The sequence below is a fragment of the Bacillus sp. K7 genome (assembly GCF_053903245.1).
Window position 1 is genome coordinate 557,933 of record NZ_CP096406.1, and the last position, 19,591, is coordinate 577,523.

General features: G+C 40.6%; 22 protein-coding genes. 15 read left to right on the top strand and 7 right to left on the bottom strand.

Features of this window, described 5'->3' with window-relative positions; all coding sequences use genetic code 11:
* The first annotated feature begins 176 nt into the window (after positions 1 to 176).
* The 5 genes from M1D98_RS02905 (at position 177) to M1D98_RS02925 (ending at position 4,402) form a co-directional block, all read left to right on the top strand.
* Positions 177 to 1,049: a YitT family protein gene (locus tag M1D98_RS02905; protein WP_268551088.1), complete on the top strand. Its 873-nt coding sequence runs from the start codon at positions 177 to 179 to the stop codon at positions 1,047 to 1,049.
* 316 nt (positions 1,050 to 1,365) lie between these two features.
* Positions 1,366 to 1,680 (top strand): ArsR/SmtB family transcription factor, encoded by a 315-nt coding sequence (locus tag M1D98_RS02910; RefSeq protein ID WP_456280214.1) that lies wholly within the window; start codon positions 1,366 to 1,368, stop codon positions 1,678 to 1,680.
* Positions 1,681 to 1,692: 12 nt separating this feature from the next.
* A complete protein-coding gene (locus M1D98_RS02915; protein ID WP_435576993.1) occupies positions 1,693 to 2,991 on the top strand; it encodes an ArsB/NhaD family transporter in 1,299 nt (432 codons plus the stop codon).
* Between the two features lie 24 nt (positions 2,992 to 3,015).
* Positions 3,016 to 3,435, top strand: a complete 420-nt coding sequence (gene arsC, locus M1D98_RS02920; RefSeq protein WP_456279987.1) for an arsenate reductase (thioredoxin) — start codon at positions 3,016 to 3,018, stop codon at positions 3,433 to 3,435.
* Positions 3,436 to 3,619: 184 nt separating this feature from the next.
* On the top strand, positions 3,620 to 4,402 hold the full coding sequence (locus M1D98_RS02925) for a GNAT family N-acetyltransferase (RefSeq protein ID WP_456279988.1): 783 nt from the start codon (positions 3,620 to 3,622) through the stop codon (positions 4,400 to 4,402).
* 124 nt (positions 4,403 to 4,526) lie between these two features.
* Here M1D98_RS02925 and M1D98_RS02930 read toward each other — a convergent pair whose 3' ends face one another.
* Positions 4,527 to 5,147 carry a flavin reductase family protein gene (locus M1D98_RS02930; protein ID WP_456279989.1) on the bottom strand — a complete coding sequence of 207 codons (621 nt, stop codon included), beginning with the start codon at positions 5,145 to 5,147 and terminating at the stop codon, positions 4,527 to 4,529.
* A gap of 90 nt (positions 5,148 to 5,237) precedes the next feature.
* On the opposite strand from M1D98_RS02930, the gene M1D98_RS02935 reads away from it, so the two are divergent.
* The gene (locus tag M1D98_RS02935; protein ID WP_456279990.1) at positions 5,238 to 5,924 is read left to right on the top strand and encodes an ArsR/SmtB family transcription factor; all 687 of its coding nucleotides are present in this window, start codon (positions 5,238 to 5,240) and stop codon (positions 5,922 to 5,924) included.
* Between the two features lie 39 nt (positions 5,925 to 5,963).
* Here M1D98_RS02935 and M1D98_RS02940 read toward each other — a convergent pair whose 3' ends face one another.
* The 3 genes from M1D98_RS02940 to M1D98_RS02950 form a co-directional block, all read right to left on the bottom strand.
* The gene (locus M1D98_RS02940; protein ID WP_268558723.1) at positions 5,964 to 6,407 is read right to left on the bottom strand and encodes a carboxymuconolactone decarboxylase family protein; all 444 of its coding nucleotides are present in this window, start codon (positions 6,405 to 6,407) and stop codon (positions 5,964 to 5,966) included.
* 89 nt (positions 6,408 to 6,496) lie between these two features.
* A complete protein-coding gene (locus M1D98_RS02945) occupies positions 6,497 to 6,673 on the bottom strand; it encodes a hypothetical protein (protein ID WP_268558724.1) in 177 nt (58 codons plus the stop codon).
* Positions 6,670 to 6,840 (bottom strand): hypothetical protein, encoded by a 171-nt coding sequence (locus M1D98_RS02950; protein WP_268558725.1) that lies wholly within the window; start codon positions 6,838 to 6,840, stop codon positions 6,670 to 6,672. The genes M1D98_RS02945 and M1D98_RS02950 overlap by 4 nt, the downstream gene beginning before the upstream one ends.
* Before the next feature lie 322 nt (positions 6,841 to 7,162).
* Between M1D98_RS02950 and M1D98_RS02955 the strand changes: the two genes are divergently transcribed.
* The 4 genes from M1D98_RS02955 to M1D98_RS02970 all read left to right on the top strand — a co-directional run bounded on the left by M1D98_RS02955 (position 7,163) and on the right by M1D98_RS02970 (position 12,067).
* Positions 7,163 to 8,323: a sensor histidine kinase gene (locus M1D98_RS02955; protein WP_268558740.1), complete on the top strand. Its 1,161-nt coding sequence runs from the start codon at positions 7,163 to 7,165 to the stop codon at positions 8,321 to 8,323.
* On the top strand, positions 8,316 to 8,957 hold the full coding sequence (gene ydfI / locus M1D98_RS02960) for a two-component system response regulator YdfI (protein ID WP_010331165.1): 642 nt from the start codon (positions 8,316 to 8,318) through the stop codon (positions 8,955 to 8,957). The genes M1D98_RS02955 and ydfI overlap by 8 nt, the downstream gene beginning before the upstream one ends.
* 114 nt (positions 8,958 to 9,071) lie before the next feature.
* Positions 9,072 to 11,243, top strand: a complete 2,172-nt coding sequence (locus tag M1D98_RS02965; RefSeq protein ID WP_121641987.1) for an MMPL family transporter — start codon at positions 9,072 to 9,074, stop codon at positions 11,241 to 11,243.
* Between the two features lie 134 nt (positions 11,244 to 11,377).
* On the top strand, positions 11,378 to 12,067 hold the full coding sequence (locus tag M1D98_RS02970; protein ID WP_121641988.1) for an HAD-IA family hydrolase: 690 nt from the start codon (positions 11,378 to 11,380) through the stop codon (positions 12,065 to 12,067).
* A 55-nt stretch (positions 12,068 to 12,122) separates the two neighbouring features.
* On the opposite strand, the gene M1D98_RS02975 is transcribed toward M1D98_RS02970, so the two are convergent.
* The 3 genes from M1D98_RS02975 to mneP all read right to left on the bottom strand — a co-directional run bounded on the left by M1D98_RS02975 (position 12,123) and on the right by mneP (position 14,985).
* Positions 12,123 to 12,812, bottom strand: coding sequence for a DUF554 domain-containing protein (locus M1D98_RS02975; protein WP_121641989.1), 690 nt, complete (start codon positions 12,810 to 12,812; stop codon positions 12,123 to 12,125).
* Positions 12,813 to 12,895: 83 nt separating this feature from the next.
* Positions 12,896 to 13,717 carry a MerR family transcriptional regulator gene (locus tag M1D98_RS02980; protein WP_121641990.1) on the bottom strand — a complete coding sequence of 274 codons (822 nt, stop codon included), beginning with the start codon at positions 13,715 to 13,717 and terminating at the stop codon, positions 12,896 to 12,898.
* A 374-nt stretch (positions 13,718 to 14,091) separates the two neighbouring features.
* Complete coding sequence (gene mneP, locus M1D98_RS02985) at positions 14,092 to 14,985, bottom strand: manganese transporter MneP (RefSeq protein WP_010331157.1); 894 nt, start codon at positions 14,983 to 14,985, stop codon at positions 14,092 to 14,094.
* Positions 14,986 to 15,391: 406 nt separating this feature from the next.
* On the opposite strand from mneP, the gene M1D98_RS02990 reads away from it, so the two are divergent.
* The 5 genes from M1D98_RS02990 to M1D98_RS03010 all read left to right on the top strand — a co-directional run bounded on the left by M1D98_RS02990 (position 15,392) and on the right by M1D98_RS03010 (position 19,580).
* Complete coding sequence (locus M1D98_RS02990; RefSeq protein ID WP_121641991.1) at positions 15,392 to 16,012, top strand: nitroreductase family protein; 621 nt, start codon at positions 15,392 to 15,394, stop codon at positions 16,010 to 16,012.
* 25 nt (positions 16,013 to 16,037) lie between these two features.
* The gene (locus M1D98_RS02995) at positions 16,038 to 16,976 is read left to right on the top strand and encodes a ring-cleaving dioxygenase (protein WP_456279991.1); all 939 of its coding nucleotides are present in this window, start codon (positions 16,038 to 16,040) and stop codon (positions 16,974 to 16,976) included.
* Positions 16,977 to 17,113: 137 nt separating this feature from the next.
* Positions 17,114 to 17,503, top strand: coding sequence for a DoxX family protein (locus tag M1D98_RS03000; protein WP_268558731.1), 390 nt, complete (start codon positions 17,114 to 17,116; stop codon positions 17,501 to 17,503).
* Positions 17,504 to 17,691: 188 nt separating this feature from the next.
* A complete protein-coding gene (locus tag M1D98_RS03005; protein ID WP_121641994.1) occupies positions 17,692 to 18,030 on the top strand; it encodes a thioredoxin family protein in 339 nt (112 codons plus the stop codon).
* A 365-nt stretch (positions 18,031 to 18,395) separates the two neighbouring features.
* Complete coding sequence (locus M1D98_RS03010; RefSeq protein ID WP_010331151.1) at positions 18,396 to 19,580, top strand: MFS transporter; 1,185 nt, start codon at positions 18,396 to 18,398, stop codon at positions 19,578 to 19,580.
* Positions 19,581 to 19,591 lie beyond the last annotated feature (11 nt).

Genomic DNA, 19,591 nt, shown 5'->3' on the forward strand with positions numbered 1-19,591 from the left:
ATGAAATCCATTCTTCGATCAGCGACATCAAGAAGGTTATGACAAAATTGTGCTGCTGAGCAAGGCAGAAGCAGACAGCTTGATTGACAAATCCTTTTCATAAAAGTAAGTTTTCTGCCAAAAAATAATATTATGGTATAGTTAAATATAACATAATATATGAAATGAGGAATGGCATGAATACAAACGAGAAACATAAGAAATTCAAAGCGAAAATCATCGTGCAAGTGATCATGGTCATAATCGGAGGAATCATAGCGGCATATGGACTGGAAACGGTGCTCATTCCAAACAGCGTATCTGATGGAGGGGTGACAGGCCTCAGCATTGTTGGGTCACAGCTGTTCCATTTGCCGCTGGGGATTCTGATTGCCGCTCTTAATATTCCGTTTGTCTGGTTAGGATATAAGCAAATTGGGAAACGCTTTGCGTTATTATCAATTATCGGAATCGCATCACTTGCCGCGGGTACAAGTTTTATGCACCACACTCCAGCCATCATCGAAGGGGATACTTTGTTGATAACCGTTGTCGGCGGGATTATCCTTGGGTTTGGAATGGGGCTGGCGCTGCGTAATGGCGGCGCATTAGATGGAATTGATATGCTTGCAGTGCTGCTGTCCCGAAAACTGCCATTCGGAACGAGCGATCTTATTTTATTCTTAAACCTTTTTGTGTTTATTTTTGTTTCCACTGTATTTGGTTTGCAAGGAGCATTGCTTTCAGTCATTGCTTACTACATTGCATCCAAGGTCATTCATGTCGTTGAGGAAGGCTTAAGCGGTTCTAAAACGTTTCAAATTATTACAACCCAACCTGAATTGATGGTAGAAACCATACGTGATCAACTAGGCCGAAGCGCCACATACAAAGAAGCTTACGGGGGTTTTTCCCATGAGAAATTCAAAGAGATTACATGTGTCATCAACCGGTTAGAAGAAACCAAGCTAAAAGAAATCATTAATGACATTGATAAAAACGCTTTTGTTACCGTATATGACGTAGCAGAAGTGAAGGGCAGCAATTTTAGAAGGGTCAATCATCATTAGAAAAAAGAGTGACGAATCGCAGAGCAGCCATCATATGGTTTGACGAGCATTATGAAGCTGTTTGCTCATGATTTGTTGAAATCCTGTTTCCTTCAAGCAGGATTTTTTCTTGTTTAGGTAAATATAATCAATTGATTATATAAGTGAAAGCTTATATAATGATGTTGTGAAAAACGTAATGTTTATTTTTTTGCAGGGACAGTGCCTCTTTTTGATTGGGGGTATGATCACTGGGCCAATATATCATGATTCCATTATATATTGGGTTAAAGGAGGAGTTCATTTGATTGCTGATACAAAAATAGGAGTGGCAGCGATGACCGGCTGTTTAAAAATACTTAGTGATCAAACAAGGCTTATGATGATGAAATTATTTTTTGAAAAAGAATATTGTGTCTGTCAATTGGTTGATATGTTCGATATGAGTCAGCCAGCCATCAGCCAGCATTTGCGAAAATTAAAGAACGCGGGATTTGTGAACGAGGACAGAAGAGGGCAATGGCATTATTATTCAATCAATGAATCATGTCCGGAGTTTGATACATTGCAATTGATCTTGCAGCAAATCGATCAGGAGGACGAATTGTTACTCCTGATGAAACAAAGGGAAACTCAGTCAACTTGCAAGTAAGGAGGTAATAGATTGATTTCAATCATTTTGGCGGTAGCCATATTTTTATTCACTTTAGTATTGGTCATATGGCAGCCGAGAAACTTGTCTATCGGGTGGTCAGCCTGTGGAGGAGCTGTTTTGGCTTTAATAGCCGGCGTTGTCAATTTTCAAGATGTAATAACTGTGACAGGCATTGTTTGGAATGCGACATTGGCTTTTGTGGCCATCATTATTATTTCGTTAATCCTTGATCATATCGGTTTCTTTGAATGGGCAGCGCTTCATATGGCGAAGGCTGCAAAAGGAAACGGTGTTCGGATGTTCGTTTATGTAGCGATATTAGGAGCGATCGTCGCCGCATTATTTGCAAATGACGGCGCGGCTCTTATATTGACACCGATTGTATTAGCGATGGTCCGGGCATTGCATTTCAACGAAAAATTAGTTTTTCCTTTTATCATTGCCAGCGGATTTATAGCAGATACGACATCGCTGCCGTTCGTCGTGAGCAATTTGGTCAACATCGTTTCAGCGGACTATTTTGATATTACGTTTATTGATTATGCATCCAGAATGATTGTGCCGAACTTATTCTCGTTACTGGCGAGTATCATTGTACTTTACCTTTTCTTTAGAAAAAGCATACCTAAACGTTATGATCTGACTGAGCTTAAAAAACCTGCAGAGGCAATAAAAGACCAGAAGATGTTCAAACTATCATGGTATATCTTAGGGCTGCTGTTAATTGGTTATTTCACCAGTGAATTTTTCTCTATTCCCGTATCAGTGGTAGCGGGCATCGTCGCCATCTTTTTCTTAATTGCTGCACAAAAGAGCCCAGCCGTTCACACAAAGCAAGTGCTGAAAGGGGCGCCGTGGGCTATCGTGTTCTTTTCAATCGGCATGTACGTTGTTGTGTACGGTGTCCGTAATGCCGGGTTGACAGATGTCCTTTCAGGCGTGATTCAAGCCTTGGCTGATCAAGGCTTGTTTGCGGGGACGATCGGAATGGGCTTCATCGCGGCGATTCTTTCTTCCGTTATGAATAACATGCCGACTGTCATGATTGATGCATTGGCTATTGCCGGCACAGATACACAAGGGATGATGAGAGAAGCGCTAATCTATGCCAATGTCATCGGATCCGATTTAGGCCCTAAAATAACGCCGATTGGTTCCTTGGCGACACTATTATGGCTTCATGTCCTTTCACAAAAAGGTGTGAAGATTTCCTGGGGCACTTATTTTAAAACAGGAATCATTCTGACAATCCCAACATTATTGATTACACTTGTCGGCCTGTATATGTGGCTGATGATCATCCATTAATGTTTCAAAAAGGAGAAGATAAACATGTCAAAGAAAACCATTTACTTTTTATGCACTGGAAACTCTTGCCGCAGCCAAATGGCTGAAGGATGGGGAAAAAAATACCTTGGAGACAAGTGGAACGTGTACAGCGCGGGAATCGAAGCTCATGGGTTAAATCCTAATGCTGTCAAAGCGATGAAAGAAGCAGGAATCGATATTTCCAATCAAACCTCAGATATGATAGACCTGAACATTTTAAACAATGCTGATTTGGTTGTGACTCTCTGCGGTGATGCAGCTGACAAATGCCCAGTGACGCCTTCACATGTCAAACGTGAGCATTGGGGATTTGATGATCCGGCAAAAGCGCAAGGAACGGACGAAGAAAAATGGGCGTTTTTCCAAAGGGTGCGTGATGAAATTGGAGACCGCTTAAAACAGTTTGCTGAAACTGGGAAATAGATATGCACAGTGTGAAATGAAAAACAGGTGTCTGCGAGCTGAATGCAGACACCTGTTTTTGTTTAACTTGTCTATGATCCATGAATTGTCCGCTTAAAAGGGAAGGTATTGAGCTTGTGACAGAGGAAAATTGATTTTGTGAACAGAATCATGAAGAAGACGCTGTTTTAAAGGAGTTGTCAGTTTGCAGAAGGTAACAAAAGAAACATATAAAGGCTTAAAAACATGGTTTCATGAAAAAAATTGCCCAACATTTGTCTATTCAATAGTAGAACAAACCATTCCGGGAGTTGTTTATGTGGATGAACACACCTTCCCTAAATCATTTTTGATAGGGACTGAATCAGGAATTTACTTTATTGCGGGAGAAGAGGGGAATCAAGATTTCAATGATTTCGTTGCTGAATATTATGAAAAACAAGTGAAATCAACAAAAAGATTTACCTTGTTTAGTTCTAGCGATACATGGGACAGAGTCATGAAAACAATCCTGAAAGACGAATTGAATCACATGAAAAGAGCCGCATTTTCTTTTCAGCAAAAACCGTCTATAACGGAATTACAACTTCCAAAGGGGTTTGTATTAAAAAGGATAGACGAAGACATTATCTCAAATAGCACGGAATTTAACAAAACATATTATGAGGACTATTGGGGTTCTGTTTCGCAATTTTCTTCAAAAGGTTTCGGATTTGCCGTATTACATGGCAATCAAGTTGTTAGTGAGTGTACATCTATATTTTTAGGACATAATCGTGCAGAAATGGATATCTATACACTTGAAGAATACAGAGGCAAGGGTTTAGCTTATTATGTGGGAAGTGAGTTTATCGACTTTTGTCTAAAAAATGAAATGGTGCCTAGTTGGGATTGTAATGTTAACAACGAATCTTCCTTTAGATTAGCAGCTAAACTAGGCTTTAAGGCAAAAACCGAATACTCTATTTTTTATTCTGGAAAATCATAATGAAGGAGAATTAAAATGAAGTGCACCCCATGAGGGTCTATGAATGCGTTGTGCGGTAAAAAGGATAATTCCATAGATACCAAAATAGACCAAGTCACAGCTTGGTCTATAAACGTTAAAAAGGTCAAGTTTCTGAACGAAAGGTCTTTCCTATTTCTTTTCCTAAGCCAAAATAATGTCTAAAATTATAAATAAGCGGACTCCATTTTGAAGGATTGATGTGGTTTTCATTCAATATGATCCTTTCCTCGGCGTGAAAATGTAATGCCTGTGTCTCTACAATTGCAAATAAAGGGTCATATTCTGGAATTCGAATATGTTTTACTTCAGCTTCAATGTGAATAGGGCATTCTTTAATGCGTGTTGGTGAAACTGTCTTTGATTGTAAAGGTGTTAAGCCTGCTGACTCGTATTTTTCTTTTTTATATGTAAATCCGAGCTTTTTCTTCAAAGGCGGTATATTCTTTTTTCCGCTATAAGACGAAATCCTTTCAACGTTTTCCCATAATTCCGGGCCAGGCAAGTTTATGACACATTCTTTGTGTCTTTCCAAATTTTCAATGGCTTTCCCCCCTAGGCCTACTCCAAGGACAATATAGTTTCCCAGAGCCCAAGAAGAAGACATGGGGCTATTAGTTGTATCATCCTCATTCAATGTTGTCAGAAAAAATGTTGAGCTACCATAATACATGATTTTTGGTTTGATTTCTTTAAAATGAAGAGTGTCTTGTTTTTCAATGTCCAACGCTTATTCCTCCTTGTCATCATTACATTCATATTGTAAAGGTTTAACATTTCAACTATCATCGAAATATGAATGTAAGGAGGAAAAATCATGAATCCTAATATCGCAAAAATCTCTTCGTTGTTATCTGATCCCTCGCGTTCATCCATTCTACTCACCCTAATGGATGGAAGGATACACCCTGCGGGAGAGCTTGCATATCTTGCTAACATTAAACCTCAAACCGCAAGTTTTCACCTGAAAAAATTGCTCGAAGAAGAGCTGATCAGCGTAGAGAAGCATGGAAGACATAGGTATTACAGATTGTCTGACTCAGATGCAGCAAATTTAATTGAACAATTGCTTCATATTGCGCCTAAATCTCAAGTCAAATCTTTAAAAGAGTCAAAAGAGAAAAGAGACCTGCATTTCGCCCGCACTTGTTATGATCATCTGGCAGGTTATGTGGGCGTGCAAATGACAAATTCACTAGTTGAGCAGGGCATAATAAAAAAAGTCGATGTAAACTTTGAGGTGACGTCAGAGGGTTCTTTGTTCTTTTCAAATTTAGGCATCAACGAAGAGCAGCAGCGAAGTAAGAGGAGAGCATTTGCCCGCTGCTGTTTGGATTGGAGTGAGCGGCAGCATCATATTGCAGGGGCGTTAGGAAACGCCCTAATGGTTCGAATGTTAGAAGAAGAATGGGTCGTTCGTATGCCGAAAACAAGAGCGATTAGGATTACACATAGCGGGGAAAACGCGTTTGAGAAATACTTTAAAGTGAATATTTGGGAATAAGAGAGGGAGTAAGATTCGTTAAAATCTTACTCTTTCTCATTATCTAGAAGCTGCTTGATTCCCCATTGCAATAGAGATGCGATTCCAACTGTTTATCTGATTGATGATAAGAACAAGGTCAACATATTGCTTTTCATCATAATGTTCCCGCACTCGATGATATAGCTCTTCAGGAACTCTTTTAGATGGAATGAGCGTGATATGTTCAGATAGTTCGAGTGCTGCTTTCTCTTCAGGTGAATAAAAATCACATTCATTCCAAGCGTGTAGACAGTAAATCCGCTGTTCCGTTTCGCCTATTTTTCGAGCATCCGAAGTATGCATATCTATGCAGAAGGCACAGCCGTTTATTTGAGAAACCCTGATTTTGATAAGCTCTCTCGTCGTTCGGTTAATTGAAGATTGTTTCGTGTATTTCTCCATATCCATCATCACTTTCATACCTTCAGGTGCAACCTCATAATAAGACACTCTTTGACTCATAAGGCAAGACTCCTTTTTCTTAAGATACATAAATTGTATTCCGATATTCATCATTTTACCAATGTGCAGTTTGAATGGCGGCTATTTGATTATCTTTTGGCAAGAAGCTGCTTTGAATAAAAGTAAGGATAGCCAACAATGATGAGCGGAGCCGCTAATGCAAGGAGTATCCATGAGCCCGAGTGACTGTCTCTAATGACTCCAATGAATATACAAGTACCGATCAGAAAATATATAAAAGCCCCTAAAAACCAATACATATTCATTCCTCTTTTTTCTTACGCAGTCTCTTGGATTGAGCATTTTTGTTTTTATGCTTGTCTGTTTTTTCGTTCACCTTGCTTAATTGATCAAGGCACTGATTTTTTAACACTTTCTCAGTTCGGATGCCTTTTCTTTTTAATGATAAAATGGTGAGATCAAGTGATTTCAATAATGATCATTCCTTCAATGAATAGTGAGTTCTTTATTATTGTAAATGTACATTTGAAAAGATAAAACGTACATAAAGGCAGAACGCTTATGTACGTTTGGGCAATGAACATATGCCGGGAACACCTAATGGTTCAGTGCACTTGGTATTGTTGAGTTCATTCTCATCCTATAAAATGATTGGATAAATGGTTGTTGCACGTTATTGAAATAGTATCGATTTTCATTAGTCTCTGTTCGGTTAAATTGTAAAAGGAAGTGAATGAGGTTTGAGGAATCCTTTCAAAGAAAAAAACTACTTACATGATAGACGGGCATTAAATATGCTTGCGCTCAGAGTGCCTGGCCTGGCTTTTATCCTCATGATTTACGTAGCCTCTATCGTGCTGCAATTTCTGAATGGGAGCTGGTCCATTTTATTGCTTAATGTGTTTGCGGTATTGGCCGCCATCTTTGCTTTGTTGCATTGGCACTCATATCGCTGGGTGAAGAAAAGGGTGATTCTGTACTTCGTAATACAAGGCTTGATCACTTTTACGCTTGCTAATGTCATGTCAGGCTTCTTAGTGCTGATCATCATTGGCCTTTATGCATTTTTGATCGGACAGATTATAGGAATGGCGGACAGAAGAAAGACGTTCCTCATCCTTTATTTATTGCTTCTGCTGTCAATCAATGTACTATATCATATTCACAAAGGTGAATATTTGCATTTTCTTGTCATAGCGGTACCTATTATGACCGTGATTATCACATATGCCGCTACATTTTTCGCCCAAGTCGATGAAAAAATAAAAGCGCAGCTGACTCTTGAAAGGCTTGAGCTGGCTCATCAGCAGGTAGAACAGCTGACGCTGCAAAATGAAAGACAGCGTATGGCCCGGGACTTACATGATACGCTTGCTCAAGGGCTGGTTAGTTTAAATATGCAGCTGGACGCTACTCATGTTCATCTCGCCAAAGGCAACACAGAGAGAGCAAAAGAAATCATTCACCAATCAATGAAAAGAGTGAGAGGGACATTAGCGGACGCGCGTTCAGCCATTGACGATCTGCGCAGCAAATCGGAAGAAATCGTTTTTTTAAAAGAAAGAATAACTTCACTAATGGATCATTTTCAAGAGTCGACAGGCATGGGTGGGGTTTTAGACTACAAGTTACATCAGGTGTTAGACGTTCGTACAGCTGAAAACTGTTACTACATCATTGGGGAGTGCATAACGAATGCAGCAAAGCATGCTGAAGCAGATACGATCTCGGTATCCATTTGGGATGATAACGGGAGGCTCCATTTAACGGTTATAGACAATGGCAAAGGCTTTGATGTTGAAAAGGGCAAGAAAAAGAGAGGACATTATGGACTACTCGGCATACAAGAACGCGTCAGGACAATGAAAGGCCAATTCAATATAAAGAGCACAAAATCGAAAGGAACACAAATTGAGATCACAGTGCCAATTCAGGGAGAGATGCAAGATGAATAAGGTTTTAATCGTTGATGACCACCTTGTGGTGAGGGAAGGTCTGAAGCTTTTAATTGAAACGAATGATCACTACACCATCATAGGAGAGGCGGAAAACGGCAAATCAGCAATCCGCCTTGCAGATGAATTAAAACCGGATGTTATTCTCATGGATTTGTATATGCCAGAGATGAGCGGGTTAGAAGCCATTAAACAAATCAAAGAAAAACACGACATCCCCATCATTATTTTGACTACGTATAATGAAGATCATCTCATGATCGAAGGAATTGAATTAGGGGCGAAAGGATATCTATTGAAGGATACGAGTTCAGAAACCCTTTTTCATACAATGGATGCAGCAATAAGAGGAAACGTGCTGTTGCAGCCTGATATCTTAAAACGTCTGCAAGAAATCCAACTGGAGCGGATGAAAAAGCAGAGCAGTGATACGCAGCTGACAGAAAAGGAAGTCATTGTTTTGAAAGCAATTGCTAAAGGCCTCAAAAGCAAAGCGATTGCCTTTGACTTGGGTGTCTCAGAGAGAACTGTAAAGTCCAGGTTAACGTCCATTTACAATAAATTAGGCGCGAATTCAAGAACGGAAGCCGTGACGATTGCCATGCAAAGAGGCATTCTGACATTAGACAAATAACATCAAATTTGAAATTTGCCCAAACGTACATGCCCCAATGTACGTTTTTTTTATTTCATTGTCCACTACAATGAGAGAGAACGTGATCAAGCAATGTGTTGAAAGGAGATTATTATGTCAAAAATGTTATATAAATTAGGAGGATGGGTTGCTCGCCATCGCATTAAAGTAATATGCGCGTGGATCGTTGTGTTAGTTGCTTCGATAGGGCTTGCAATTACCTTAAAACCAAGTTTTTCCGAGGATATGTCCATACCTGACACACCTTCAGAAAAAGCGCTGGATGTGATTCAAAAAGAATTTCCCCACGGCCCTGATAAAGGGAACATACGGGTGATTTTTGGAGCGGAAGATGGGGGAAAACTTACTGCAAAGCCAGCGAAACAAGCAATCGAAAATACGTTTAAGGAAATCAATAAAGATGATTCCGTAGACTCGATTGCAAGTCCTTTTGTGACAGGAACAATCGCGAAAGATGGCACAGTTGCCTATGCTGATATTACGTATAAATCTTCAGCAGATGATATAAAAGATTATTCTATCGAACATGTAAAAAACAGTTTGAAAATAGCTGATGCTGAGGGCTTGCAGACGGAGCTAAGCGGAGATATACCAGGAGCCGAGATGGAGATAGGCGGCGTATCTGAAATTGTCGGCATTATCTTGGCCTTTGTCGTTTTAGCCATTACATTCGGCTCCTTATTAATAGCAGGTTTGCCGATTTTAACTGCGCTAATTGGTTTAGGTGTAAGTATTGGACTGGTGTTGATGGGGACACAAGTATTCGATATTGCTTCCGTCAGCCTTTCATTAGCCGGGATGATTGGCCTTGCTGTTGGTATAGATTATGCTTTATTTATTTTTACGAAGCACCGCCAGTTTTTAGGCGAAGGCGCACAAAAAAATGAATCAATTGCGAGAGCTACAGGAACAGCCGGAAGTGCTGTCGTTTTTGCCGGGCTTACTGTGATCGTTGCACTTTGCGGGTTGACGGTCGTTAACATTCCCTTTATGTCTGCAATGGGGCTGACAGCAGGGCTTAGTGTACTGATGGCTGTTCTCGCTTCAATCACGCTTGTGCCTGCCGTCTTGTCGGTAGCGGGAAAACGGATGGTTCCGAAATCAAACAAGAAAAAAGAAAAACAAAACGCTGACACAAATGTCTGGGGACGCTTTGTCACAAAAAATCCTATCATGCTAAGTGTATGCAGCATTCTCATTTTGCTTATTATTAGTATCCCATCTATGCATTTGGAGCTGGGTTTGCCTGATGCAGGGATGAAAGCGAAGGATAATCCAGATCGCCGGGCTTATGACATGCTTGCCGACGGTTTTGGCGAAGGATTTAACGGCCAATTAACAATCGTAGCGGATGCCACAAGTGTGACAGAAAATAAGGCGGAAGCCTTCGCAGATGCAGTGAAAGAAATAAAGGAACTGGACCATGTATCAAGTGTCACTCCTGCAAGGCATAATAAAGAAGGGAGCTTTGCCATCATTACGGTAGTTCCAACAACAGGCCCAAATGATGTGGCAACGAAGGATTTGGTAAAGGATGTACGCAGCTTATCAGATAAAAACGGGGTAGATTTGCTCGTTACTGGATCGACTGCAGTGAATATTGATATTTCAGACCGCCTTAATGACGCGATACCGGTGTTTGCTGTGCTCATTGTTGGGTTTGCGTTTGTATTGCTGACAATCGTATTCCGTTCGTTGCTTGTGCCTCTTGTTGCTGTTGCAGGATTCATATTGACGATGACAGCCACACTTGGAACCTGTGTATTTGTTTTACAAGACGGTAATCTCATCGACTTTTTCAAAATACCTGAAAAAGGGCCGATACTCGCGTTCTTGCCGATTTTATCTATTGGGATACTGTTTGGATTAGCCATGGATTATCAAGTATTCCTTGTAAGCAGAATGCGTGAAGAATATGTGAAAACAAAAAATTCAGTCCAAGCGATTCAAGCTGGTTTAAAACACAGCGGTCCTGTTGTCACCGCAGCCGGCCTGATCATGATATTCGTTTTTGCAGGATTTATCTTTGCTGGTGAAGCGTCTATTAAAGCAAACGGATTGGCTCTATCCTTTGGTGTGCTCTTTGATGCATTTATTGTACGAATGACACTCATTCCAAGTGTCATGAAGCTGATGGGGGATGCAGCCTGGTATTTGCCAAAATGGCTGGACAAGATCATTCCGAATGTAGATATAGAAGGGCATCAACTCACGAAAGAAATTCAGCCGGAGATTGATCAGGAACAAAAGAAACAAATCATGTAATAGAAAGCAGATCTTTAATGATAAGCAGATCTTTAAAGATCTGCTTTTTTGCTTAAAAAATCAGTTCCTTGGATTCTATAGCCTCTCCATTGTGGTAGTATTTAGAAGAAGTCGGCAGTTAAAAGGAGACACTTATGGCGCAATCACTCATTTTCGATATGGATGGAACGTTGTTTCAAACGGATACAATTTTAGAATTATCATTAGATGATGCTTTCGGTTATTTAAGGTCACTTGGCCAATGGGATACAGCGGCCCCTATTGAGAAATACAGGGAGATCATGGGCGTTCCTTTGCCTAAAGTGTGGAAGACGTTGTTGCCGCATCACTCCAACGAAATACGAGAAAGGATAGATGCTTATTTTTTAGAAAGGTTAATAGCTCATATCAACCAAGGGAAAGGCGCATTATATCCTCACGTTCAAGAGATATTCAGTTATTTGAGAGAACACGATTATTCAATTTTTATAGCAAGCAATGGCTTAAGCGACTATCTAAAAGCCATTGTGAGTTTTTATCAGTTGGACAGGTGGGTGACTGAAACGTTCAGCATTGAACAAATACATTCGCTGAATAAAGGCGATTTAGTAAACGCAATCCTGAAAAAATACGGCATTCAACATGCGGCAGTTGTCGGAGACCGCCTATCTGACATAAAGGCGGCTAAAGACAATGGTTTGATGGCAATCGGATGTCATTTTGATTTTGCGCAGGAAGAGGAACTTGCTCAAGCCGACGTTGTCATACATGATTTAATTGAACTGAAAACATTGCTGCCTGAGCTGAAAAAAGGAGATTCATTTTTATTCAGTCGTCAAACGTAAAGGAAAGAGAACAACAAGCGTCTCCTTCCTTTCAGTATGACTTTCTTTCCGAACATTAAAACCGCAGCCCAAATGTATGAATCACGAAAATAACAATAGGCGGAATCAACAGGGACGGCAGCAGGTTTAGCGTTTTAAACTTCTTAATGCCCAGAATGCTTAACCCTGAACTGAGGATGAGGATGCCTCCTACAATTGTGATTTCGTTGATAAGGTCTGTGTTAAGCGCACTCTCCATTACTTTAGCAAATAAATAGATGGAGCCCTGCCAGGCAAATAGCACAATGGCAGACGCTGCGATTCCAAAACCAAAAGTCGAAGCGAGCACAATGGAGGTAATCCCATCTAACATTCCGTTTGTCAGGAGGTATGTATAATCTCCATGCAACGCGGCTTCAACAGGGCCTAATATGGAGAGCGAACCGATACAAAATAATAAGATCGCCGTTGATAAGCCTTCAGCTAAATTGCTTTTAGAGAATCTGTTCACCAGCTTGTTGAATCGCAATTCAAGGTTGATGATTTGGCCAAGCAATCCCCCAATGGCTAAACTGACGATAAAAAGAATGGGGTATTTACTTTCAGGCATATGCTGTGTAATCGCGTTGATTCCCAGCGCAACTGCTGCAAACCCCATTGCCTGCATCAAGATATCCTGATACTCGTCTTTAATGCCTTTCTTACATATCCCTCCGATCACACTTCCGGCAATAATCATAACGGTGTTAAAAATGGTTCCAAACATAAGCTTTCTCCTCCAATAATGATTCCTGCATAAAAAAATAAACCCTCAAGTTAGTAGAGAGTCAAGGGAGGTTAAAAACATATTCATGAAATTATTTTGATGGGCAGCAGGATTTCAGTCACATAATTGTCTAGATGATTTGTTATTCCATAATCAATGAGTGTGATTTCAATTGAGTCTCCTGCTATTTCATAGTGATGCTCGTTCATATATGCCAGCAACTGTTTGTAATAGGGTTCGGCTTCGGGATGTGACCCTTTAAATCGGATTTGCAGATATTCTCTGGAAGGAAAAATGATTTCGGATGAAGTTTCTTCATTTTCATCTTCAAGAATCATGAATATGCTGGAATATTTGTCGAACTGATGTGCTTTTACATTTGCTGCTGAAATGGATAAACCGATCTTGCCTATAAAAATTTCCTTGTTGGCACTCAGGCGGGTTCTCAATTCCGCTAACGAATGCTCGATATCATGGCCGAGAATATATTCATGCTGTAAATAAGCCACACGCAATGCGGGAAGTTGGATTTTTGTAATGTGACCTAACGGCGTGTGAACAGCATCTTCTATTTGCATGATGCGGCGGGAGATCTTTTTTTCTATGCATTCCAATTCTCTCTTTTTGCGTTCAATTTCAGTTTGCTGGCTTTTCAGTAAATGAAGCAGAGTATTTGTGTTTTGAGAATGAAAAAAATCAAGAAGTTTATGGATTGGCAGGCCTAATGCCCTCAAATACTTGATGGTGTCCAGCCGCTCAAACTGTTGGGTAGAATAATATCTATAGTTTGTTTGCTCATCTTTATACTCCGGTTTCAAAAGACCGATTTCATCATAATACCTGAGCGCAGAGATTTTTACATTGAATAACTTTGAAACTTCTCCAATCGAAAAAAACTCCTTCATTTTAACAACCTTTCTGTTCATTGGATTGTATACATGTACATTATATAGTACGGCGGGGGCTATAAGTAAAGTTTGCGGCGTCAGGCAATGAAGAAAACTCCTCTATGAAAAGGAGCTTTCAGCGTGTCGAAAAACCGTCGGATTCGTTGTCAGTCCTGTGCGTTGGTGCTCACGTGAAAAAAGATCAGCAGCTAAAAGCTAGAGTGTCCTGGTCAAACGCCCCTGTCACCGCATCCTGCGGAAGTCTGCTCCAATGCTCGCCCTACTTAGACTTCAAGGGTTTTCAATCACGCTGAAAAGATGACAAAGTCATAAAACGAAAATCGCTTTATGACTTTGAACAATCTGAAAGCTTCTCTATGAAAGGAGTTTTTCTATTCCTCAAAATAAGGATTCACATGTATGAGCACTTCTTCCACATCTGGAAACTGCCTTTTGATTTCATTCCTGATGTCGCGGGCAATATCGTGCCCCTGCTTAATTGTCAAATCATGATCTAAAGATAATCGGACATCAAGCAATTTATAGTGGCCATGTTCTCTCGCACGGATTCTATCGATTCGTTTTACTTGATCACATTGAAAAATAACCGCTTTGTATTCCGCTATCAGCTTAGGATCAACGCTTTTCTCCATGAGAATATCAACAGACGGCCTGATTAATTCCATTGAAATTTTGAAAATAAGGTAAGCCACGATGGCACTGGCAATAGCATCGGCGTACAAAAGATAGGTCCATCCGCGGGTGTTTCCGATAATCGCCAATAGAACACCGATAAAAGCGGCGAGAGAGGCAACGATATCGCCTTTATGATCGTATGCGATCGCGATAATCGCTTTACTGTTCCATTTTTCCCCCTGCTTGATGGAATAACGATATAAGATCTGCTTGGCTGCGTACGAAATCAGGGCTGCAAACAATGCGCTGTATTGTGGAACGCTTGGCCCTTCAACAAAGGACAGAACCGCTTCTATTAGAATATAAACGGATACGATCAGTAAGATGATGCCTACAATCGCCTCACTAATGACTTCAGCTTTCCCATGGCCAAATGGATGGTCCTGGTCGGGCGGTTTGTTGGAAATGCCGATCACTGCCAGAACAGCAATCGAAGCAACGACATCCGCTGCGGAATGTATACCGTCTGCAAAAACGGCTTCACTATCGCCTATAAGGCCAAAGAAGATCTTTCCGGCCATTAAGATCAGGTTGGCTATTAATGCTATCAAAGCAACTTTTTTGCTTATTTGTTCTCTTTCACTTGCCATTTTTTCCTCCCGTAAAACTGCACAAAAAATACGAATGCTTCTTATTCACTCTCCGCACCCTTTCTTGTGAAATCACTTTGCTTATCATACCAATTGAATTTCGAGTGGGTCTATAGCAACGTTGTTTCCTGTTTACTAATAAATAAGGCGGCAGAAAAAAAGTTGGCGCAAGGCTAAAAGAACACACAGCAGACAAAGAGTGAAAAATCTCACCTGATTTTTTAACACCTATTGACATTAAAAGATATATATTTTATTATTATCTCATATTCAAGATATTTTAATTCAAGATAAATGTTGCTGAACATAGAAAAGCAATCTAAAAGATTGTTGGTTCTTTTGAATCACAATGAATGAATTTTTTATAATATAATATCTCGAATTCGAGATAAAAGGAGTGTAATAAATGGCTGAATTTAAACAGTTAGTAAATGAAAGACGATCTGCAAGCAACTTCCTTCCAGATCGTCCCATCACAAAAGATGAACTTAACGAGATGTTTGAATTGGTTGCGTTGGCTCCATCAGCTTTTAATTTGCAGCACACAAAATATGTGACGGTTCTGGATCCGAATGTAAAAGAAAAGTTGAAGCAGGCCGCAAACGGACAATATAAAGTATTTAGCTCATCTGCGGTTCTTTTGGTATTAGGGGATAAGCAGGCATATCAGCAGGCGGCGGACATCTATGAAGGTTTAAAAGTGCTTGGGGTATTAAATAAACAAGAGTATGATCACATGGTTCAAGACACTGTTTCATTTTATGAAAACAGGGGAGAACCATTTAAGAGAGATGAAGCGATAAGGAATGCTTCGCTTTCCGCGATGATGTTTATGCTGACTGCTAAGGAAAAAGGCTGGGATACCTGTCCTATGATTGGGTTTGATACTGAAGCCGTGAAACAGATTTTAAATATAGATGACCAATTTGAGGTTGTCATGATGATTACAATTGGAAAAGAAAAAACAGAGAGCAGAAAACCGCGCGGCTACAGGAAGCCTGTGAATGAGTTTGTTGAGTACATCTAAATAACGTGTAAAGGAGCGGATAAAAATGGCGAAAAAAACGATGGGAATCCATCATATTACAGCAATTGTCGGACACCCTCAAGAGAACACAGATTTTTACGCAGGCGTTCTGGGGCTTCGATTGGTTAAGCAAACGGTCAATTTTGATGATCCAGGTACGTACCATCTTTATTTTGGAAATGAAGGCGGGAAGCCGGGAACCATCATCACCTTTTTTCCGTGGGCGGGAGCCCGCCAAGGCATCATTGGAGACGGTCAAGTTGGCGTAACTTCTTATGTGGTGCCGAAGGGAGCTATGGCTTTTTGGGAAAAGAGACTTAAAAAGTTCAACGTTTCCTACACCAAAATCGAGCGTTTTGGAGAACAATATATAGAATTTGATGATCCGCACGGCCTTCATTTAGAGATTGTGGAAAGAGAAGAGGGAGAAGCCAATACGTGGACGTTCGGAGATGTAACACCTGATGTTGCCATTAAAGGCTTTGGCGGTGCAACCCTGTTATCAGCGCAGCCTGACAAAACCGCTGAACTATTAGAAAACATCATGGGGCTGGATCTGGTCGGCAAGGAAGGAGACTTCGTTCGTTATCGATCTGCCGGGGATATCGGAAATGTGATTGACCTTAAAGTAACGCCAATTGGCCGCGGGCAATTGGGAGCCGGAACGGTGCATCATATCGCTTGGCGTGCTAGAGATGACGAAGATCAATTAGATTGGCACAGATATATTGCTTCTCACGGATACGGTGTGACTCCTGTCCAGGATAGAAACTATTTTAATGCGATTTACTTTAGAGAACATGGAGAAATCCTGTTTGAAATCGCAACGGATCCGCCAGGCTTTGCACATGATGAATCACCTGAAACAATGGGCGGAAAATTGATGCTGCCTGCGCAGTATGAACCGCACCGCACACAAATTGAACAAGGGCTGCTGCCGTTTGAAGTGAGAGAATTAGATTGATTGTAATAAATGCGGAAGCCTGAAGAAAAGAAGACACATATACTTAATAAATGATTGCTGGAACTGCTGGCGGTAAAATAACAAGACTTGCTGCCTGTCAGCACAGCATGTGACATCAAAAACAAGGAGAGATAAAAATGGAAGATGCAGGACTGTTGCTTATTCGTATTATGATTGGTGTGGTATTTCTGTTTTATGGATCACAAAAATTATTCGGCTGGTTTGGCGGATACGGGATTAAAGGGACCGGCCAGTGGTTCGAGTCAATTGGAGTGAAACCAGGTAACGCTGCGGCCGCTTTAACAGGTTTTGGGGAATTCGTAAGCGGAATTCTATTTATTTTAGGTGTATTCCTCCCGCTTGGAGCTGCTATCATCACGATCGTGATGTTAGGTGCCATCGTAAAAGTCCATGGAGCGAAAGGATTTGCGAACGGTGCCGGCGGTTTTGAATATAACGTGGTGCTGATTGCAGTCTCCATCGGCGTTGCGCTCATCGGTTCAGGGGCTTACGCGCTGCACTTTTAATATCCAAAGTATTTAAGAACAGTTACTGATAACCGGTAACTGTTCTTTTGTTTTTGGTTTTTCAAGCTTAATTTGCGGGTACAAAGCTAAGCAAAAAAGCGGATAGACTAGCTGTAAATGTGTATAGTGAATGATACGGATCGCTGAGTATAGTCATGAAAGACAGACCCATTTAAAGGAGTACATTGATGAAAGAGATGACAGAATTACATTCACTAGCTGCTGTAGAACATTTCATTAAACAGCATCAATTCAGTTTTATCTATATATCAAGACCCGGCTGTACAGTATGTCACGCTGTTCTGCCGCAGCTCAGACTATTATTGGATCAGTTTCCAAAGATCGTATTGGGTCATATCAATGCTGACGATGTAGAAGAGGTTGCCGGCAGATTTTCAGTCTTCACCGTCCCTGTGCTTCTTTTGTTCGTTGATGGGACTGAGTTCCTGAGAGAAGCCCGTTTCGTTCATTTTGAACAGCTCGAAGAAAGGCTGAAAAGGGTTTATCAGTTATATGAAGAAGAATAAAGTTTACGCTTATCCAATGACAAGCCCCCTTTTAGGGGGTTTTGTTTTCTTGAAAATGGCATAACACCAGGCCGTCCCCTTGCTTAAAGTTGGACATCGTTTTGATGTTTGACAACGGAAAGATATCCTGATTGCAGCCAGTCTTTTTGATGTAATGATTATTGCAATTGTCAGTATTCTATAGATCTCCTCGTCTGTAACGACTAATAAACTTATTTTCCATATGAACTTCAATCTGACTAATGTCAGTTTATGAATGTAATAATCAAGTAATTACCAAATGTTTTTATAAATTCACAGTTTACAATCTGACCATAGTCAGATAAAGTGAGTGTGATAGATCAAAAGAAAAGGAGAAGAAGCTGATGGATTTACATGCGGAAAAAATACATACTGCAAAAATATGGTCCATATCATTTATTTTTGTCACACTTTCAAATGCATTTTTATTTATGGTGTTTGAAATGTTATTGCCGACATTGCCTTTGTTTGTTACGGCTATCGGGGGTGGGGCAAAGCAAGTTGGATTGGTTACAGGTATTTTTATGATATCTGCCATTGCCATACGTCCTTTTGCAGGGGTTTTGGCTAAACGATTTAACAAAAAATATTTACTTATATGTGGGATTGTGATCAGTGCCTGCTCAACTGGAGCCTATTATCTTGCATCAGACGTAGGCGTCCTATTGCTCATTCGTTTAATACATGGAGCCGGTTTTGGGTTAGCAACTACTTATTTTGCAACGATCGCCGCGGAAATTATTCCGAAGGAGCGCCGGGGTGAGGGGATTGGATATTTTGGAGTAGGCGAAACGATTGCGGTTTCGGTTGGGCCGATGATTGGTATAGCGGCACTGGAGCTTTATGATTTTCAGAGACTTTTTTTAGGCGGGATGTCTGTTCTTTTACTGGCTGTGTTAATGGCTGTACTCGTTCGGAGGCGGCCTGAAGGAAAAGACACCGCTGAAAAGGGAATGGTAAAGGTCAAGGTGTTAGAAAGACGTGTGCTGTTTCCTTCGTTTCTCATATTGTTAGTCGGAATTGCTGCATCTGCAATCATGTCCTTCTTTTCACTCTATGCGATAGAAAAGGGTTTCCGAAGTGTCGGAATGTTTTTCTTTCTGATTGCGGCAGCCAGTTTTTTTATACGTCTTATCTCTGGGAAAACGTTTGACAGATTCGGAGCGGCCGCTATCCTTATCCCCGCTTCGATTTTCTCTTTAGCAGGGCTGTCAATTCTGTATCTTGCCCAAACCGATGGCATGTTTTTTGCTGCGGCAATATGTTACGGGTTTGGATTTGGGTCCATATTTCCGGCTATCCAAACATGGTGTATCAACCTTGTTGAAGAGCATGAACATGAGGATGCCATGGGGACATTCTTTAATTTTTTTGATATGGGAATTGGCGGAGGCTCTTTATTACTGGGTGTTGTGGCAACGGTCTATTCTTATCAGGCACTTTATATCGCTTCCATTTTGGTGTACCTGCTGTTTCTTTTATTATATATTTTATTTATCTGTTCCAAGAGAAAAGAAATAAAACATTAGGGGGAGGGCAG

Coding starts and splice junctions, on each gene's coding strand:
- M1D98_RS02945 (WP_268558724.1), bottom strand. CDS start 6,673: ATGAATATGTATTGGTTTTTAGGGGCTTTTATATATTTTCTGATCGGT.
- M1D98_RS02940 (WP_268558723.1), bottom strand. CDS start 6,407: ATGAGTCAAAGAGTGTCTTATTATGAGGTTGCACCTGAAGGTATGAAA.
- arsC (WP_456279987.1), top strand. CDS start 3,016: ATGTCAAAGAAAACCATTTACTTTTTATGCACTGGAAACTCTTGCCGC.
- M1D98_RS02910 (WP_456280214.1), top strand. CDS start 1,366: ATGACCGGCTGTTTAAAAATACTTAGTGATCAAACAAGGCTTATGATG.
- M1D98_RS03005 (WP_121641994.1), top strand. CDS start 17,692: ATGAAAGAGATGACAGAATTACATTCACTAGCTGCTGTAGAACATTTC.
- mneP (WP_010331157.1), bottom strand. CDS start 14,985: ATGGCAAGTGAAAGAGAACAAATAAGCAAAAAAGTTGCTTTGATAGCA.
- M1D98_RS02975 (WP_121641989.1), bottom strand. CDS start 12,812: ATGTTTGGAACCATTTTTAACACCGTTATGATTATTGCCGGAAGTGTG.
- M1D98_RS03010 (WP_010331151.1), top strand. CDS start 18,396: ATGGATTTACATGCGGAAAAAATACATACTGCAAAAATATGGTCCATA.
- M1D98_RS02965 (WP_121641987.1), top strand. CDS start 9,072: ATGTCAAAAATGTTATATAAATTAGGAGGATGGGTTGCTCGCCATCGC.
- ydfI (WP_010331165.1), top strand. CDS start 8,316: ATGAATAAGGTTTTAATCGTTGATGACCACCTTGTGGTGAGGGAAGGT.
- M1D98_RS03000 (WP_268558731.1), top strand. CDS start 17,114: ATGGAAGATGCAGGACTGTTGCTTATTCGTATTATGATTGGTGTGGTA.
- M1D98_RS02970 (WP_121641988.1), top strand. CDS start 11,378: ATGGCGCAATCACTCATTTTCGATATGGATGGAACGTTGTTTCAAACG.
- M1D98_RS02935 (WP_456279990.1), top strand. CDS start 5,238: ATGAATCCTAATATCGCAAAAATCTCTTCGTTGTTATCTGATCCCTCG.
- M1D98_RS02995 (WP_456279991.1), top strand. CDS start 16,038: ATGGCGAAAAAAACGATGGGAATCCATCATATTACAGCAATTGTCGGA.
- M1D98_RS02905 (WP_268551088.1), top strand. CDS start 177: ATGAATACAAACGAGAAACATAAGAAATTCAAAGCGAAAATCATCGTG.
- M1D98_RS02955 (WP_268558740.1), top strand. CDS start 7,163: ATGCTTGCGCTCAGAGTGCCTGGCCTGGCTTTTATCCTCATGATTTAC.
- M1D98_RS02990 (WP_121641991.1), top strand. CDS start 15,392: ATGGCTGAATTTAAACAGTTAGTAAATGAAAGACGATCTGCAAGCAAC.
- M1D98_RS02980 (WP_121641990.1), bottom strand. CDS start 13,717: ATGAAGGAGTTTTTTTCGATTGGAGAAGTTTCAAAGTTATTCAATGTA.